Source organism: Pseudaquabacterium terrae, assembly GCF_013266755.1.
GTDB classification, from domain to species: Bacteria; Pseudomonadota; Gammaproteobacteria; order Burkholderiales; family Burkholderiaceae_C; genus Pseudaquabacterium; species Pseudaquabacterium terrae.
In genome coordinates, this window is record NZ_JABRWJ010000009.1 from 1 (window position 1) to 16460 (window position 16460).

Below are 16460 nucleotides of genomic sequence, written 5' to 3' on the forward strand. Positions count from 1 at the left end.
CCTGCGGCTGGGCAAGCTGACGCATCTGCCGGTCTCCCCGTTCGCCGCGGCTATGCCGCGTACTTCAGGCGCGTACGCTCACTGAACGCCGGTTGCCCGTTCCACACGAAACGACGAAGAGCCCATCTTTCCGGCGTTCACCGTAACGTTCGCATCTAAGGACGCCTGCGATCTAGCAACAAGGTCAGGTCAGAGCGAGCGTTTCACTTCGGAGATTCAGACCCTTTGTCGCAACGAAGGTAGCGCTGAGCGCCCCTTCGACGCGAAGCTGGCCATCAACTTTGACTTTCCTGGGAAAGCGCAACCCCGAATCGAAGGGGCGGTAATTCACATCTCCAAACGCGGCGATGCCTAACCCTTCGGTCAACGCGACGTCCACCAGCTACGCGCCAGGGCCGCGAGGCACTCAGGCATATCATGTGCCTCGCGGCCCTGGCGCTCCGCTGGCGGCCGCGCGTTACCTCAAACTACAAGGGCTTCCCCGTCTGTCAAGCAATAGCTCGCATTTGACGCGTCCTGTCGGAGCGCCAGTTTGATGGTCGGGATCACCTGGGGTGACGTTGAACGCGTTGCCAGCACAAGAGAAGCGGACTGCCAAACTACAACCGGTCATGTTGCAGCGACTCAAATGCTGCGGACCCTGATGAAAGATGCGCGTCGGGGCTCCATTCGTTAGCCGAGAACGTACGAGGACGTCTCCTGGAGGTGATCGAGCTCTCCCGACGCGGGTCCGAACCCTTGGCTCATCAACGCATCGTCGTCACGCGGTGGAAGAAGTTGCAATGCTCGCGCCGGCTCCTGCGGCGGTGTGGTCGGCGGTGTGGTCGGGACGCGGCTGGCCGAGGCGTCAGCCCTGGATCGGCTTGAATTGTTCGCCCTTGGCAAGCACCGCCCAAGCCATGCGCGCGTTCTTCGCCGCGATGGCGACCACCGCCTTCCAGTAACCGCGTCGCTCGGCCAGCGCGAGGGCCCAGCGGCTGAGCCGATCGGCCTTGCCCTTGGCTGCAGCCAGCACAGCTCGCGCGCCCATGATCAGCAGCGTGCGCAGGTAATCGTCACCGGCCTTGGTGATCCGTCCGAGCCGGGTTTTCCCTCCAGAGCTGTATTGGCCTGGCACCAGGCCCAGCCAGGCGGCAAGCTGCCGGCCGTTGCTGAAGTCGTGACCGTTGCCGATCGAGGCCAGCAAAGCGCTGGCGGTGGTCGCGCCGATCCCCCGCAGCGACATCAGGCGCTGGCTTCGTTCGTCGGCCGCAGCCATCAGGCTGACGTGGCGGTCGTACTCGTCCAGCCGCTCATCGAGCCGATGGATCTCGCTGAGCGCGTCGCCCACGGCCGTGTTCGCCCACTGCGGCAGGTCTTCCAAGTGCTCGGCGGCCTGGCGCCGAACCGTGGCCGCCTTCTGCGGCAGCACGATGCCGAGCTCGCTGAGCAGGCCCCGCAGCCGGTTGATCATCCCCGTGCGCTGCTCGACAAAGCCGCGGCGCATGCGGTGCACGCACAGCCGCGCTTGCGCCGCCTCGGTCTTCACCGGCACGAAGCGCATGTTCGGCCGCTGCACCGCCTCGCAGATCGCCGCGGCGTCGGCCGCGTCGTTCGTTAGGCCGCATGCCGTCGCAACGCCCGAACTCGACCGCGGCATGTCCGGGCGGCGAGCCGAACAAGAGCGCTCCGCCGATGACGGCAGCAATCGTTGCGGTGCGTGAGGCGCTGTGAGGCATGGCGTGGCTCCGATGACGGGCGGAAGAGTTCGCCCAGGCGTTGTTACGCCCAGGTCGAGGTCACCGGATGCGGGGGGCGTCGAGCCGAAAGTCATGGCGGACTCGACTCACGCGGCCGCGAACCGGCGCTACTCCTTCGTCAGAAGCAGCTGTCCCACCTTCTTCATCCGGTCCCGGAGGCCGCTAGCGATCAACCCGAGTACCCCGGGCAGCTCGATCTCGATCGTTACCGTGGCGTCGAGCACGGTGATGGCCCCAGCGATGGTCTGACCCATCGCCGCGATGCCGAAGGTCAAGCGGTCCCCGTCCCAGCGTTCGTTGGAGGCGCCCGTGGTGCCGGGCATCGAGTGGACGAACTTCGCAAAGCCAGTCTCGATTCGGCGGCGCGCCTCGGCGCGGCCGAGCTGGTGAGGGATGCTGACGGTGAGAGGTGTTGCCATGCGCCGAAGCGTTCTGCGAAGGCGGGCGCCTAAGCCGGAACGGACGCGTCAGGCCGGCGCGTACTGCGCAATGCCGCCGATGGCCCACTCGCGGCTGCCGTCGACGGGCTTGACGAGGTGCCACACCTCGTCGAAGGGCACCGCCGGCGCGTTCTGGTCCTCGCGGATCAGGCCGTGGAAACGCACGCTGACGATGTGCTGGTCGAGCGTTGCGTCGACATCGAGCACCCGGGCGTCGAGCTGCACGACATCGGTCTGCTGCGCGGCCTGCCCGCGCTCCTGCAGGTCGAGCCGGAACTGGGCGAACATCTCCGGGGTCGCGAACTGGCGCAGGTCGTTCAGGTCGCCGGCGTCGTTGGCCGCCTGCATGCGGATGAAGATCAGCTTGGCGATGCGTTCGAAGCCCGGAGCGTCGAAGTCGGCGGGCAGGCCGCGGGCAGTCGCCGGGACGGCGGCGAACGGCGCTGTTGCAGGGGCAGCCGACGTGGCGCCTCCCGAGCCGAAAGCCGATGCCGATGCCGATGCCGATGCCGATGCCGATCCGGGAACGCCGCCTGCGCCGGCGCCGGCGAAGCTCATGCCCTGCGGCGCGGCCGCGGCCTGGCCACGTGCGGCCCCGGGACCGAACCGCTTCAGCAGGAAACGCAGCGCGAAGAACGCCACCGCAGCGACCAGCAGGATGGTCAGGAAGTTGGCGAACTCCGCACCCATGCCCAGATGACTCATCAGCGCGGCCAGGCCGAGGCCGGCGGCGAGGCCGGCGATCGGCCCCATCCACGAACGCTTCGGCGCTGCCGCCTGCGGCGCGGCCGCCGCGGCCGGTGCCGCCGCGTTGGGGGCCGGCTTGGCCGGGGTCGCCTGGGCGTCCTGCGCCGGCGGCGTCTGGCGCTTCATGCCGGAGTTGCGGCCGCCGCCGAGGCGCGAGGCCTCGGCATCTACAGCGACGAAGCTCAGGCTGCACAGGGCCACGAACACGCTCAACAACAGTCTCTTCACGTGATGTCTCTCTCGAGCCGGGAGAAAACCCAGCGGTGACTCACTATATGGAGCCGCGGGCGGTTATCGCAAGGGTGCTTTCTCCCGCCCCGCCGAGCTACCTCGCCGCGTCCAGCCGCACATGCCGCGACGACGCAGTCCCCCCCACGTCCTCGAGGCTGTCCGCCGCCGGCCGCTGAAACATCGCCCGCACCCAGCGCGGCCGGGCGGCCGGGAGGACCGCCGGCAGATCGACGTCCGCATGCCCGCCCGGCGCGATCGTGAAGGTTCTGCGCCACGATCGGGCGCCGGCACGCTGCCATTCCACGGGCGACGTCGGCGAGCTTTCGACGAAGAGCGACTGCTCGTCGAGCGGAAGCACCAGCGGCTCGGATCCGACGTTCTCGATCCGCACCCGCGGCGGCTCGACTTGCACCAGATCGATTCGCAAGGCACGGTAAGGCCGCGAGCGCGCCCGTTCGATGATCTTCCGCGCTTCCGCCTTGAGCCGGTCCGCCGCTGGATCGGTCGGCGCCAGCGCGACCACACGCTCCTGCCCAGCGCTCTTCAGCCGCGCGGTTTGCGCCGGCATGCCCGGCCTCAAACCCGGCGTCGACCCGGCCGGCATCGCCGCGGCGAGCGCCTGCCGTTCCGCTGCGCTCACCTGGGTGCGGAACACGCCGATGACCCCGCGCTCGATCACCGCCACCGGGGGCTCGTGGTACCAGGTGGCCTGGTCGCCGTCGATCTCGAGGCGGCTGTCAGCCCCGCCGATGCCCGCGCTCTGGGCATATTCGAACCGGAAGTCCGCTGTCGTCGCGGCCATGTTTTCTCCCATCGCGAGGACCAGCGACGCTGCAGCGCCCAGGGCAGACCGCCGCTTCACGTCACCAGCACCTCGATGTCGCTCGCGAAGACCCCCCCGACGAATCGCGGCTGCGAGGCGATCGTCGCTTCCCCGCCATACGTGCAGTAGCCGGCGCGCATGAAGTGCGGGCCGCCGGCCTGGAACCGGACTTCGGCCGAGCACTCGATCGTCATCTTCGTCCGCGGCCCCATCCACACCAGGTCGGGCACCGGACGGACGCTCACTTCGAGCGGTACGCGCGCAATCTCCAGCGGCGGCGGCATCTGATCGTCGCGCACCTCCGGCAGGCGGCCGTACAACAGCACGAACAGGTCGTCGCCGCCGGCCAGGTGCGCGGGATGCGTCATCCAGTAGCCCTGCGAACCGAAGTTGCCGAAGGCGACCGACACCGCCAGGCGCGACTCGCCGATCGCGACGCGCTCCGGCGCGGCGAGCATCAGCCCGAGCGTCATCGACGGGTGTTCCTCGGCCCTGGCCAGCAGTGTGGCGAGCTCGCCGAGCAGCGGCCGCAGGCTGGCGGCGGCGTCCCTGTCGGTCGACGCGAACGTGAACTCCGACACCATGCCACCGGCGACGACGGACAGGCGCATGACCGTGTCAACCGGTCGGATCTGCGACCGCGGCATCGTCTCGAACGGGTGCGCCTTCAACAGCCGCACCAGGCCCACCACGACATCCGCCGGCACCTGCGTCTCGAACACGCCCACCTGCCGGCCGGGCATGTCGGACAAGGACCGGTGCAAGGCCAGCCGCACCCGGCCATCGCCGGCAATGTCGAGCCGGTCCTCGTGGATGCAGATACCCGATTCGGTGCGGCGACCCGAGGTCACCACGCGTTGCACGGCGAAGCCGTCCAGCAGGTGGGCGTCACCCGCCAGGATGCGATCGAACACGGCCTGCATGGCGCTCACTGGGTAACCTCCGTGCTTCGCACTGCGGTGCGAGCCCCCTTCGGAACGGCCGGGCGGGGGCTCATGAGTGCGCTCACACCTTGTCGACCACGAGGTAGTCGTAGTCGCGGCCGTACTTGTTCTTGATCGACTTCTTCTTCATGAGATCAGGGAAGGCGTGATAGTGCCGCTTCTTCACCTTGGTGTGGTCCCGCCCCATGATCGAGTCGTTGTCGATGCCGGCAACTGCACCATCGCCCGAGAGGCCCGGATCGACCGCACCGCCCTTGTACTCGTCCGGGTTGTCCATGTGGTGGCCGGCTTCGTGCGCCAGCAAGGTGTCGCGCGGGTCGCCCATGAAGAACACGCCGGCATTGGAGCGGAAGGTTTCGCGGCCGACGCCGATCACGTCCGGCCCGTCCACCTCGACCTTGGTCAGCTTCACGTCGACATCCACGTCATAGCGGCAGCAGCGCACCGCGTTGCCTGAGTGGCAGTCCTTGCGGCGCAACTGGAACACGCCGCTCCATTTGTCGTGCGTGACCTTGACCCACTTCGCGCGCTTGGCGACCAGCGTCGGATCGTCGAAGTTGTAGTCGGCGAACGTCGTCGGGAACGGTCCACCGCCGGTCGCCGACTGCTGCGGGAAGAACTGCGTGCCCTTCTTGATGAGCCCGACCGCGGTGTAGATCACCGAGTTCGCATCGGCCGCGGCCTTGAACCCGGCCGGCAGCGCCTTCCATGTCGTGCCGTCGTGGTACTGGTCGGGCATGAACGTATTGCTGCCGGTGACGCGCGCCCAGCGCCACCCGCTGCGGCTCGGACCGTTCGTCGCCGTACCGGTGATGCTGAACGAGTTGAGGTCGACCATGTAGGCGCCGAACACCTTCATGATCTTGAATTCCGGATGCACCTTGGCCCGGAACTTCTCGATCTTCATCAGGAACTTCGAATCGTTCCCGAATCCGCTCCAGGTCCGATGCTCGGAGAACTCCTCGTCCGGCGCATCGAGCAGGGCTTCGACCGTCAAGGATTTGCTGCCCGGATCGACCAGCGCCTTGGCCGGGCTGGCCGGGTCCAGCGTGGCATCGATTTCCACCTTGTCGAAGAAGCTGCTGCCGTTCTTGAAGTCGACATCCTTGACTTCGAACTCGTGGCTCAGTTGCCCGCCCGCGGGCATGACGTCGAGCGGCTTCAGCGTCGACGAACCCTGCTTCGCCTTCAGCTGGAAGCGCACCACGACCCCATCGGGCAGGTTGGTGGTGGCCAGCAGCTTGACCTTGTCGCCGCAGAAGGCCTTCTCCGGCTCGAAGCGCAGGTCCTTGATGAAGAACACCACCGCCTTCGCGCGTTCGCAGGGCGACTCCACCGCTATCCGGTGATAGAAGCGGCAGCCGAAGGTGTTGTGCGTCTCCTCGAACTCGCGCCGGTCGGCCGACGGGTTGCGCCGGGTCTTCTCGTCGGACCACAGCCGCTTCACGCAGCCCTCGGTGCCCTCCTTCGCGGTGGGGCATGGCCATTTGCCGGGGCTGACCACCGAACCGGGCCTGAACAGGTAGGCCAGCACGCGCCGGTTCGGCGCGTTCTCGGCGTTGCGCTTCGGGGGGTTCTGCTGGAGCTGGGCGGTCTCCTTCTGGGAGAACACCAGCAGCGGGTTGAACTCGCCGCAGCCCTGGTAGTCGCCCTTGCCGTCGGCATCGGCGCCCTGGGCCAGGAAGTCGCCCGGCGTCAGGACCAACTCGCCGCACACCAGGTCCATGTAGGCGCGGAACAGGATCGCGCGGTCGAGGGAGGAGCCGACGGTGGAGTGCGGATGGCCGAGCGCATCCTGCATCCGGTGGATCGACTTCTGGCCCCACACGTCGCCGCCCATCGAGTGCGGCTTCTTGTACAGCTCTTCCCACATCGCCTCGCGCCGGATGAGCATCGCGTAGACGGCGATGGCGCGGCGGCCGCTCAGCTCCTTGTTGTACTTGTCGTTGCCCACCGGGTCGGCATGCCCGAACACCGAGATCGGCGCACCCGGATGTTCGGCCCGCAGCTTGGCGAGCATCTGCATCTCGTCGGCCGCATCGGGCAGGACGAAGGAAGACTCGAACTCGAAGCGGACGTCCTTGATGTGCCAGCAGGCCAGCGGCACCAGCGCCATGCGGTAGGTGTTGTGCTTGTCCTCCGTGGTCGGTCCGGCGCGCAGCAGGTGATCGACATGCAGCGTGTGGGTTCCGGAAACGCCGCCGCTCATGTCGTGCCTTCAGCAGCCGTGCACTTCCAGGAGCTTCGCCTGGGTCGCGCCGTCGCACTCGCCGGTCACCGGCGTGAGCTCGTGGTCGCACTGGAACTCTTCGACGGCCGACTTCCACTCGTCTTCGTCGACCGGGTCCAGCGCGCGGCGGTAGTAGCCGAGGTTCAACAGCCGCGCGAGCTGGCCGGACTTCTCCTCCACCGGGTCGAGATCGCCGATGCCGATGGCGATCTGGTCATCGGTCAGCTCGAGCTTGCCGTTGCGGGCGGTGCGCGCGATCGCCTTGTCGAGCATGCCGGCGCTGATCGGCTCGCGCGAGGCCGTGCCGTCGATCAGCAGACCCGCCATCGTGTCCGGGATCGGCTCGCCATCGACCTTCTGCAGCATCACCCGCAGCTTCAGCACCTCTTTCTTCAGCCTGAACTTGTGGCTGGCATCGGTCGGGCGCAGCTCGGTACGCACCTCCTTGTCCGGGATGAAGACCCTGTCGCCCGGCAGCAGCACGTGGGGGTTCTTGCGCAGTGCCTTCAGCTCCGCGTTCTCCGGATGGTCCCAGATCGTGTGGAAGTCGTGAAAGCCGGCCCGCTCGGCAATGCTCGAGAGGTGATCGCCTTGCTCGACGACGTGGATGGGCATGGTGAGGGCAGCCTGGCTGGCGAGCGACACGCCCGCAGGCGCATTGCTCGTTAGACACTCTAGCGAACGGAACGCGGCGCCATGGATGACGTTGGTCACCCGGCCTGCGCCAACGCCACCGCATCGGCCCCCGCCGGAAAGTGAAGCCGCTCCGACGTGTCGTTCACCGCCTGCCGCACCACCTCCGCCACGTCAGCCGGACATGCCACCGCCGAGAAGGCGCCGAGTGCGCCGACGCCCGCGTTGTTCGTCAGCACGTCGCGACGGCCAGCAGCCGCTCACTTTGCAGGCTGGGGATTTCGTCCTGATGCCGTCGACACCAGGCTTCACGATGTCGGGCTTCGGGCCGGTGGGACCCGCTCCCCAGCCAGGCCCTGCAGGCGCCGTTCGATCGGCCTTCCAGGGCATGGCGGGGCCAGATCCGGAGAAATTCGGAAAGACGCTATATTCACCCGCAACCCCAGCGCTTTTCTTCCCGATTTCCCTTCTACGAGAAGCACTTAGGTCTCAGGCCTAAGTGCTCTTTTCTTTTCCATCACCTCCAAGGAGACATCCCATGACTGACCAGACGAATGCAGCGACGGCCGAGCGGGCCGCGCGGGAGGCCGCGGGAGCGCTGGCCATGGAAGAGAACCTGAAGGCCGTGGCCGAGCTCGCGGACTCTGCCGATCAGCGGCAACAGGCTGAACACATCCGCGGCATCGTCGCCACGACGATCGGCCGGCTGTCCTCGGATGCGACGGCGGTCACGCACGAGTACGCGGCCCAGTGGAAGGCCTGGGCACTGGGCCTGACCGAAGGCGCCGACGGGGCCGTGCCCTCGGCTACCTGAACCCAGCGCCCAGCCGCTCGGCGCCGGCGGCGATCTCGGCCTTCAACGCTGCGACGATCTCCGCCGCGCTCGACACGCCCCGCGCCAGCCGCAGCCCTTGGCCCGCGAGCAGCGGCGCCCAGTCGGCATCGCCGCTGATGATCGCGGCGCGGTAGAGGTCCTCCGCCGCCAGCGCCTGGTACGGCCAGCCGAGCGGCGGCTCGCCCGCGGCCTCGACCGCCCGCACCACGCTGTTGCGCACGGCCCGCGCCGGCCAGCCGGTGAGCGCGCGCGTGACGACGGTGTCGGTCTCGTCGGCCTCGATCAGGCGCTGCCGGTAGGCCGGGAAGGTGCCCGCCTCCAGCGCCAGCAGGAAGCGCGTGCCCAGTTGCGCCGCCTGCGCGCCGAGCACCAGCGCGGCCAGCACGCCGCGGCCGTCCATCAAGCCGCCCGTCGCGATCACCGGCACCCGGACAGCATCGACCACCTGCGGCAGCAGGGCCATCGTGCCGATCAGCGGCGGCGCGGTGTCGCCGGGCGGCTCCAGGCACGAACGGTGGCCGCCGGCTTCGCTGCCCTGCGCGACGATCGCGTCGACGCCACCCGCTTCCAGGCGCCGCGCCTCGGCCACGCTGGTGGCCATCGCGATCACGAAGGCACCGGCGGCCTGGGCGCGCGGCACCAGCGGCGCCGGGTCGCCCATCGCGAAGCCGACCACCGGCACCCTGGCATCGCAGGCCAGCTCGAATTGCGCGGCCAGCGCCGATGGCGGCAGCGCCAGCGCTGCGGAGCCTGGCGCGAGGCCCCGCTGGGCGCGGCCGGCATCGAGCACCCGCTGCATGCCGCTGGCATCGGCCGGCGCGGCGCCGGGCGCGGCGAGCAGGAAGTTGACGCCGAAGGGTCGCGTGGTGAGCCGCCGCACGGCATCGATCTGCCCGCGCAGCTGCTCCAGCGACAAACGCGCCGCGGCCAGCATGCCCAGGCCGCCGGCGTTGCACACGGCCGCCACCAACTCGGGTGTCGTCCAGCCGCCGGCCATCGGGGCCTGGACGATCGGAACGTCGAGGCCCAGGCGGGCGCAGAGGGGCGTTTGCATTCATGGATCGTAGTCCGTCTATCGCCCGGCGCGCAGCCGCGCGATGGGCTTCGGTCGGCACCATGGCTCGCCTGATCCCCCGCCATGGCCCGTTCGGGCGATGCCGACTCAGGGCCGGCTCCCTAGAGTGCAGCGCATCACACCGACAGGACTTGCTCCGATGCACTCCCCCCTTGCCCGATGGGCCACCAGCGCGCTGCTGGCCAGCTTGTTGACCGCCTGCGGCGGCGGCGGCGAAGACACCGCCACCCCGACCCAGGTTCCCGCAGCCAGCGTGCCCCAGGCCGCCGCACAGGCCCTGACCGCGACCGCCACGCGAAAGCGGGCCCTCGCCGTCCAGGCCACCGGCCTGGCCGTGTTCGACCCCGAGGCCGCCGCGAACCAGCTGATGGACTTCGCCGAGGCCACCTTCCCGGCCTACTTCCCGGTCCACGCGTCGACGGCGTCGCTGGCGCCGTTCGTGTATCGCCACTACGGCGCCACCGGCGTCTACCTCGGCGTGGTGCTGGACGACGGCGCGTTCGTCAAGGGCGGCGTGTACGTGATGGGCGGCGCGTTCGGCAACGACCCGCTGCACGTGGGCCAGGTCACGGACTTCATCACGCCGACGGCGCCCGGCGCGCGCAGCACGCCGGCCAGCGACAAGGTGCAGGTCGTGCAAGGCAGCAGCACCGCGCTGCGGGTGAACGTCGAACGGCTGAACGGCTTCGGCGGCCCGATGCAGCTGGCGCTGTCGGGGCTGCCGGCGGGCGTGACGGCCGCGGCGGTGACGGTCGCTCCCGGCGCCGCGTTCGTGGACTTCCAGCTCGTCGCGCAGGCCGCGGCACCGCATTCGCTTCCGACCACCGCGCTGCTGACGGCCAGCGCGGCGTTCGGCTCGCGCAACGTCGCCGCAAGCGGCAACGTGACGGTCACCGTGCGTGGCGTCCCCGGCGCGGTCGACACCTCCTTCGGCGGCGGAACGCAGATCACCCCGGTGGCCAACAGCGAGGACTACGCGCATGCGGTTGCCGTGCAGGCCGACGGCAAGGTGCTGACCGCGGGCACCACGGCGATCAGCACCGGCACGGTGGTGGCGCTGACGCGCCACCTGCGCGACGGCGGCCTGGACCCGGCCTTCGGCACGGGCGGCAAGGTCATCACGCAAGTCGGCGCACGCGGCGACAGCGCCCGCGCGCTCGCCGTGCAGCCCGACGGCAAGATCATCGTTGCCGGCTGGACCGATGCCACCGGCATCGACGCCAACTTCCTGGTGCTGCGCTACCTCGGCGACGGCACGCTGGATCCGGCCTTCGCCGACGGCGGCCGCTTCGTGCTGCCGATCGGCGCCGGCAACGGCACCGACCGCGCCCATGCGGTGGTCGTTCAGAGCGACGGCAAGATCGTCGTCGCCGGCACCACGCTGACGAGCACCAGCGCCAGCGGCCAGGACTTCGCGCTGATCCGGCTGACGGTCCAAGGCACGCTCGACGCGGGCTTCGGCCAGGGCGGCAAGGTGGTCACGCCGATGCAGACGCACAGCGGCGGCGATGTGATCTACGCGCTGGCGCTGCCGGTGATCGACGGCGAGGAACGCATCCTCGCCGTCGGCGGCGAAGGCGACTTCATGGCCGCGCGCTACACGCCGAGCGGCACGCTCGACGCCACCTTCGGCCAGGGCGGCAAGGTCGTCGGCCTGTTCGGCCGCAACATCGGCGCCGCGCGCTCGGTGGTGCTGCTGCCCGGCGGGCGCATCGTGCTGGCCGGCGGCATCTACAACGACTTCGCCGCCGCGCAGCTGAGCGCCTCCGGCACGCTCGACGCGAGCTTCGGCCAGGGTGGCCTGGTCACCGTGCCGGTGAGCGCGAGCAACTGGGACAACGCCACCGCCGTGGTGCGCCAGGCCGACGGCAAGCTGCTGCTCGGCGGCTGGAGCTACCGCGACAACAGCTCGGCTGGCGACTTCGTCGCGCTGCGGCTGCTGCCGGGCGGCGCGCTGGACACGCAGTTCGGCGAACAGGGCATCGCGATCCGTCCCGTGGCGACGGGCACGCGCAGCGACAGCGCGCGCGGCATGGTGCTGCAAAGCGACGACCGCGTGCCGACGGTGCGCGCGATCCTCGGCGGCGAGGTGAGCGGCAGCAACTACGACTTCGGCTTGCTGCGCCTGTGGTTGTGAGCTGATGCGGCCCGGCCGGCGTTGGGAAACCGACGCCGGCCGCACCCGGTTGTCGATGGCGTACGCTGGCGCCTCCCGCGCTTTGAACGGCCCGACGTGACGACCCTCAGCCTCGGCCAGATGAAAGGCATCGCGCTCGGCCTGCTGGCCGGCGCGGCGGCACTGTATGCCCTCGCCTCCTGGCTGCAGCCGCTGCATCCGGCGTGGGGCTACGTGGCGGCGTTCAGCGAAGCGGCGATGGTGGGCGCGATCGCCGACTGGTTCGCGGTGGTAGCGCTGTTCCGCCATCCACTGGGCCTGCCGATTCCGCACACCGCGATCATTCCGAGCAACAAGGACCGCATCGGCCGCAACCTGGCGAGCTTCATCGTCGCCAACTTCCTCAGCACGCGCCAAGTGCTGGAAAAGTTGAAGCGCTTCGACCCCGGGGCGCGGCTCGCCGGCTGGCTGGTGGCGCCGGGGCATGCCGAGACCGTGGCGGGCCACCTGGGCGCGACGCTACGCTACGCGCTGGGTGCGCTCGACGACGAGCGCGTGCGGCAGTTCTTTCGCGCGACGGCACTGGAAGCGCTGGACCGGCTCGACACCGCACGGCTGGCCGGCGAGTGGCTGGGCCTGCTGAGTCACGAGCAGCGCCATCGGCCGCTGCTCGACGCGCTGCTGCGCAAGCTCGCGGACCTGCTGGACAACGACGAGCTGAAGGCCCGCCTGGCCGAGGTCATCGCCACGGAAGTGAAGTACCTGCGCTTCGTCGGTCTGGACAACGTGGCCGGGCGCTTCGCGACGACCAAGATGGTGGCGGGCACGATCCGCCTGATCGGCGAGATGGCGGACGACCCCGCGCACCCGCTGCGCGGCGAATTCGAAGCTTTCATGGCCGGCCTGGTCGTGCGCCTGAAGAATGACGCCGAGCTGCAGCGGCGCATCGAAGCGCTGAAGAACCAGTTGCTCGCCAACCCGGCGCTGGGCGCCTACCTGCTGGGCCTGTGGAGCGACATCGTGCGCTGGCTGCAGGCCGACCTGAACGGCGACGCGTCGGTGCTGCGTGCCCACGTGGCGACGGCGTTTCGGATCGTCGGCGAGAAGCTGCAGGCCGACCTCGGCATGCGGACCTGGATCAACGAGCAGCTGCTGGCGGCCGCACCGCAATGGATCGAACGCTACCGCGAAGACATCCGCCGCTACATCGTCGCGCGGGTCGGTGACTGGAACACCGAAGAGATGACCGACGAGCTCGAGCGCAACATCGGGCGCGACCTGCAGTTCATCCGCGTCAACGGCACGCTGGTGGGCGGGCTGGTCGGGCTCTCGATCCACGCGGTGACCGAGCTGTCGCGAGCGGCCTAGGTTGGCAGGGCCCCGTCACGCAGCGCCTGAATTTCGGCCCCCGCCAGCGACGACAGCAGCTGCGCCGCTTCGCACAGGTCGGCCGTGTCCTGGCCTTCGGCAAAGGCGCCCTGCACGCCGGCCAGCAGCTCGCGCGCCTCGCGGGTGCGTCCCTCGCCGCTCCACAGCCGTGCCAGGCTCGTGGCGGCGCGCAGCTCCCAGGACCTGGCCTGCTGCTCGCGCGCGATCGCCAATGCGCGCACGAAGCAGGCCTCCGCGCCGGGCGCGTCGCCCGCCTGCGCGAGCAGCAATTCGCCGCGGCGGCGTTGCGCTTCGGCCGCGTAGTAGCCCTCGTGGGTGTCATCGATGTGCTGCTGCGCCTCGGCCAGCGCGTTCAGTGCCGGTTCGTGCAGACCGGCGGCCTGGTACGCCTCGGCCAGCAGCAGCAGCGCCCACGACGCCCCCAGGCGCGCGCCGGTGCCCCGGTACTGGGCAATGCGGCGCGCGAGCGCCGCCGCCGCCTTGGCAGAGGGTTGTTCGCACGCCCGCAGCCAGCTGGCGACGATGTCGGCCAGGGCGATCCAGTAGGGCTGGCCTTGTTCGCGCGCGTACTGCAGGGTGTCGTCCACCCAAGCCTTCGTGCTCGCGAGGTCGCCGCGCACCTGCTGGACCAGCGCCAGCATGCCGCAGGCCTGCGTCAGGCTCAGCGGAATGCTCGAGCTGTGCGCCAGCTCGACCGCCTCCAGGCCGCGCTCCAGCGCGAGGTCGGGGTGGCCGAGCAGCCAGAGCGCGCGCGCCAGGTAGGCCAGCGCCGCGGACCCGATGTCGGCGCCCTGGCGCACCGCGTGCGGCAGATGCTGCGCAGGGTCGTAGACCCGGGTGCTGCGCTCGAGGTACTCGCGCGCCTGCTGCAGGTCGCCGCGGTACATGTGCGCGACGCCGATCAGCAGCTGCGCGTCGGCCAGGCAACCCGAGTTCCGCTCGTCCTCGGCGAGATGCCGGATCTCGTGCGCGCGCTCGTACGCTTCGTCGTAGCGGGCCTGCACCAGCAGCATCTGGCACTCGCCGCGCAGCACGACGAACTTGTGGGTGCTGTCCGCGACGTGCGGAAAGAGCTCGCGTGCGCTGGCGAATGCCTGCGCGACCTCGGGCGACGCATAACCCTTGGCCGCGGCCATCGTGCGCGCGAGGATGGCGCGCACCTCCAGCTCCTGCTGCATGCGCGCCGGCCCGTCCGGCAGTTGGCGTGCCAGCTGCAGCGCCCGCTCCAGCTGGTTGATCGCCTCCAGGTTGGCAGAGCGTTGTGCCGCCTGGTCGCCGGCGCGCTTCCAGTACTCGACGGCCCGCTCGTGAACGCCGGCTTCGCCGTAGTAGTGCGCCAGCAGCTCGGGCTGGGCCTCGGCGGTGTGCGCAAACCGTGCCTCCAGCGTGCGCGCGACCCGTTCGTTGAGCTCGCGGCGCCTGCTGCGCAGCAGCGAGTCGCGCGCGATGTCCTGCAGCAGCGCGTGCTTGAACACGTAGGTCGGCCCGTCGATCCCGGTGCGCACGGACGTCAGCCCCGCGCGGCTCAGGCTGTCCAGCGCATGCTCGATGTCGTCGTCGGACAAGGCGGCCACGGCCGACAGCAGCGCGTGGCTGAACTCGCGGCCGATCACGGCGCCGATCTGCGCCACGGTCTTGCCCGCCGGCAGGCGATCCAGCCGCGCCATCAGCGAGTCGCGCAGCGTGGCCGGCACCGGGACGTCGGCCGCGGCGATGCGGGGCCAGGCGCCCATCTCCGACGACTCGATCGTCGTCTTCGTGAGCTCCTCGATGAACAGCGGAATGCCGTCGCTGCGCTCGAGGATGCGATCCAGCACCTGCGCGGGCAGGTCCTTGCCCGCGGCCAGCCGCGTGGCCAGCACCGCCGCCTGCGGCCGGTCCAGCCGTGACAGCGTCAGGCGCCGCAGCCCTTCACCGGCCAGCTGGTGCGCATCGAACTCCGGGCGGTGAGTGACGAGCAGGAAGAGCGGCATGCGCGCCACCCGCGCGACGAGCTCGCCCATCAGCTCGAGCGTGCTCGGGTCGGCCCAGTGCGCGTCCTCGAACAGCAGCAGGCAACGCCCCTTGCGGGCGAAGGCTTCGAGCAGATCCAGCAGTGCAGCGATCGTGTCCTGCTTGCGGCGCGGGTTCGGCGGGGATGGCGAAGCGTCGGCCTTTTCCACCGGCACCACCGCCACCACCAGCAGCTGCGCGATCAGCTGCGCATCGGCAGCCGGGCGACCGTGGTCCTGCGTGAGCACGCTCTCCACATGCGCGAGCTGCGCGAGCGGGCCAGCATCCGACCTCAGGCTGAACCTGCGCTCCAGACTTCGCGCCACGGGGTGGAACGCGGTGTTGACGTGGTACGGCGAGCACTGCAGCTGCAGCACCGTCGCGACTTCGGCCTGCAGCCGGTCGAGTACCACGCGCAGCATGCGCGACTTGCCGATGCCCGACTCGCCCCCGATGGCGACGGCCTGCCCGACGCCCTCACGCACCAGGTCCCAACCGTCGAGCAGCGCAGCGATCTCGTGCTCCCGGCCGACCAGCGGCGACAGCGACGCGGACGGATGGAACGCGTCGAACCGGCTCGCCACCTGGCGCAGGCCATCGACGCGCCAGGCATTGACCGGTTCGTCGAAGCCCTTCAGGGTCAACGCACCGAGATCGACGCAATCGAAGAAGTCGCCGACCAGCTTGCGGGTCGTCGGCGAGATCACGACCGTGTTCGGAGCGGCCGCTGCCTGCAGCCGCGCGGCCAGATTGGGCGCCGCACCGGTGATGACGGGTTTGCGGTCGGGTCCGTCGCCGGGCCCGTGGCCCACCACGACGACGCCCGTCGCCACGCCGATCCGCACCCGGATGGAGACATCGGGGATCACGCGCAGCCTGGCGATCTCGGCAATGGTCGCGAGCGCCGCCGTCACCGCGCGCTCGGCGGCGTCTTCCTGCGCATGCGGCAGTCCGAAGCAGAACAGCTGCGAGTCACCCTCCTCGCGATCGAACGCGTGGTCCGCCACGCCCTTGTGCCGCTGCACCACGTCCTCGATGCAGCGCTGGGCGCGTACCAGCAGCTCGCGCGCGTCCTCGGGATCGAGGGCGTTGGTCAGGGCCGTGGAATCGACGATGTCACAGAGCAGGACGGTGGCCTGGCGCATCTCCGGGGCCGAGGCCCGCGGGGCATTCGGCGGCGACGCGCCGCGCAGCGGGATACCGCACCCTGGGCAATACCTGTGCAGTGCCGACAGCTGCATTGCGCACTTGGGGCATTCCACGGAC

At 69.9% G+C, this 16460-nt stretch carries 13 protein-coding genes and 1 pseudogene; 3 read left to right on the top strand and 11 right to left on the bottom strand.

Annotated features, from left to right (window positions below; all coding sequences use genetic code 11):
• Positions 1–184 precede the first annotated feature (184 nt).
• The 9 genes and pseudogenes from HLB44_RS26675 to HLB44_RS38230 all read right to left on the bottom strand — a co-directional run bounded on the left by HLB44_RS26675 (position 185) and on the right by HLB44_RS38230 (position 8026).
• Positions 185–379 carry a hypothetical protein gene (locus tag HLB44_RS26675; RefSeq protein ID WP_173130064.1) on the bottom strand — a complete coding sequence of 65 codons (195 nt, stop codon included), beginning with the start codon at positions 377–379 and terminating at the stop codon, positions 185–187.
• 468 nt (positions 380–847) lie between these two features.
• Positions 848–1594: pseudogene (locus HLB44_RS26680) on the bottom strand (IS110 family RNA-guided transposase); the annotation flags it as partial.
• Between the two features lie 252 nt (positions 1595–1846).
• Entirely contained in the window at positions 1847–2158 is a 312-nt protein-coding gene (locus HLB44_RS26685; RefSeq protein ID WP_173130067.1) for a polyhydroxyalkanoic acid system family protein, read from the bottom strand.
• 48 nt (positions 2159–2206) lie between these two features.
• Complete coding sequence (locus tag HLB44_RS26690) at positions 2207–3154, bottom strand: TIM44-like domain-containing protein (protein ID WP_173130069.1); 948 nt, start codon at positions 3152–3154, stop codon at positions 2207–2209.
• Between the two features lie 97 nt (positions 3155–3251).
• Positions 3252–3959, bottom strand: a complete 708-nt coding sequence (locus HLB44_RS26695) for a hypothetical protein (RefSeq protein ID WP_173130072.1) — start codon at positions 3957–3959, stop codon at positions 3252–3254.
• Positions 3960–4015: 56 nt separating this feature from the next.
• Positions 4016–4912 (bottom strand): hypothetical protein, encoded by an 897-nt coding sequence (locus tag HLB44_RS26700; protein ID WP_173130075.1) that lies wholly within the window; start codon positions 4910–4912, stop codon positions 4016–4018.
• Positions 4913–4985: 73 nt separating this feature from the next.
• Complete coding sequence (locus HLB44_RS26705) at positions 4986–7133, bottom strand: OmpA family protein (RefSeq protein ID WP_173130078.1); 2148 nt, start codon at positions 7131–7133, stop codon at positions 4986–4988.
• Between the two features lie 9 nt (positions 7134–7142).
• A complete protein-coding gene (locus HLB44_RS38225; RefSeq protein WP_173130081.1) occupies positions 7143–7868 on the bottom strand; it encodes a peptidoglycan-binding protein in 726 nt (241 codons plus the stop codon).
• On the bottom strand, positions 7865–8026 hold the full coding sequence (locus HLB44_RS38230; protein WP_343051571.1) for a hypothetical protein: 162 nt from the start codon (positions 8024–8026) through the stop codon (positions 7865–7867). The genes HLB44_RS38225 and HLB44_RS38230 overlap by 4 nt, the downstream gene beginning before the upstream one ends.
• A gap of 299 nt (positions 8027–8325) precedes the next feature.
• Between HLB44_RS38230 and HLB44_RS26720 the strand changes: the two genes are divergently transcribed.
• On the top strand, positions 8326–8601 hold the full coding sequence (locus HLB44_RS26720; protein ID WP_173130084.1) for a hypothetical protein: 276 nt from the start codon (positions 8326–8328) through the stop codon (positions 8599–8601).
• Here the strand turns inward: HLB44_RS26720 and HLB44_RS26725 are convergent.
• Positions 8594–9676, bottom strand: a complete 1083-nt coding sequence (locus HLB44_RS26725) for an NAD(P)H-dependent flavin oxidoreductase (protein WP_173130087.1) — start codon at positions 9674–9676, stop codon at positions 8594–8596. The two genes, HLB44_RS26720 and HLB44_RS26725, sit on opposite strands and share 8 nt — an antisense overlap.
• 160 nt (positions 9677–9836) lie before the next feature.
• Between HLB44_RS26725 and HLB44_RS26730 the strand changes: the two genes are divergently transcribed.
• Together HLB44_RS26730 and HLB44_RS26735 are read left to right on the top strand one after the other, a co-directional pair.
• Entirely contained in the window at positions 9837–11834 is a 1998-nt protein-coding gene (locus tag HLB44_RS26730) for a delta-60 repeat domain-containing protein (RefSeq protein WP_173130090.1), read from the top strand.
• A 96-nt stretch (positions 11835–11930) separates the two neighbouring features.
• Positions 11931–13181, top strand: a complete 1251-nt coding sequence (locus HLB44_RS26735; RefSeq protein ID WP_343051572.1) for a DUF445 domain-containing protein — start codon at positions 11931–11933, stop codon at positions 13179–13181.
• Here the strand turns inward: HLB44_RS26735 and HLB44_RS26740 are convergent.
• Complete coding sequence (locus tag HLB44_RS26740; RefSeq protein ID WP_173130093.1) at positions 13178–16339, bottom strand: AAA family ATPase; 3162 nt, start codon at positions 16337–16339, stop codon at positions 13178–13180. The genes HLB44_RS26735 and HLB44_RS26740 overlap by 4 nt on opposite strands.
• Positions 16340–16460: the final 121 nt, after the last annotated feature.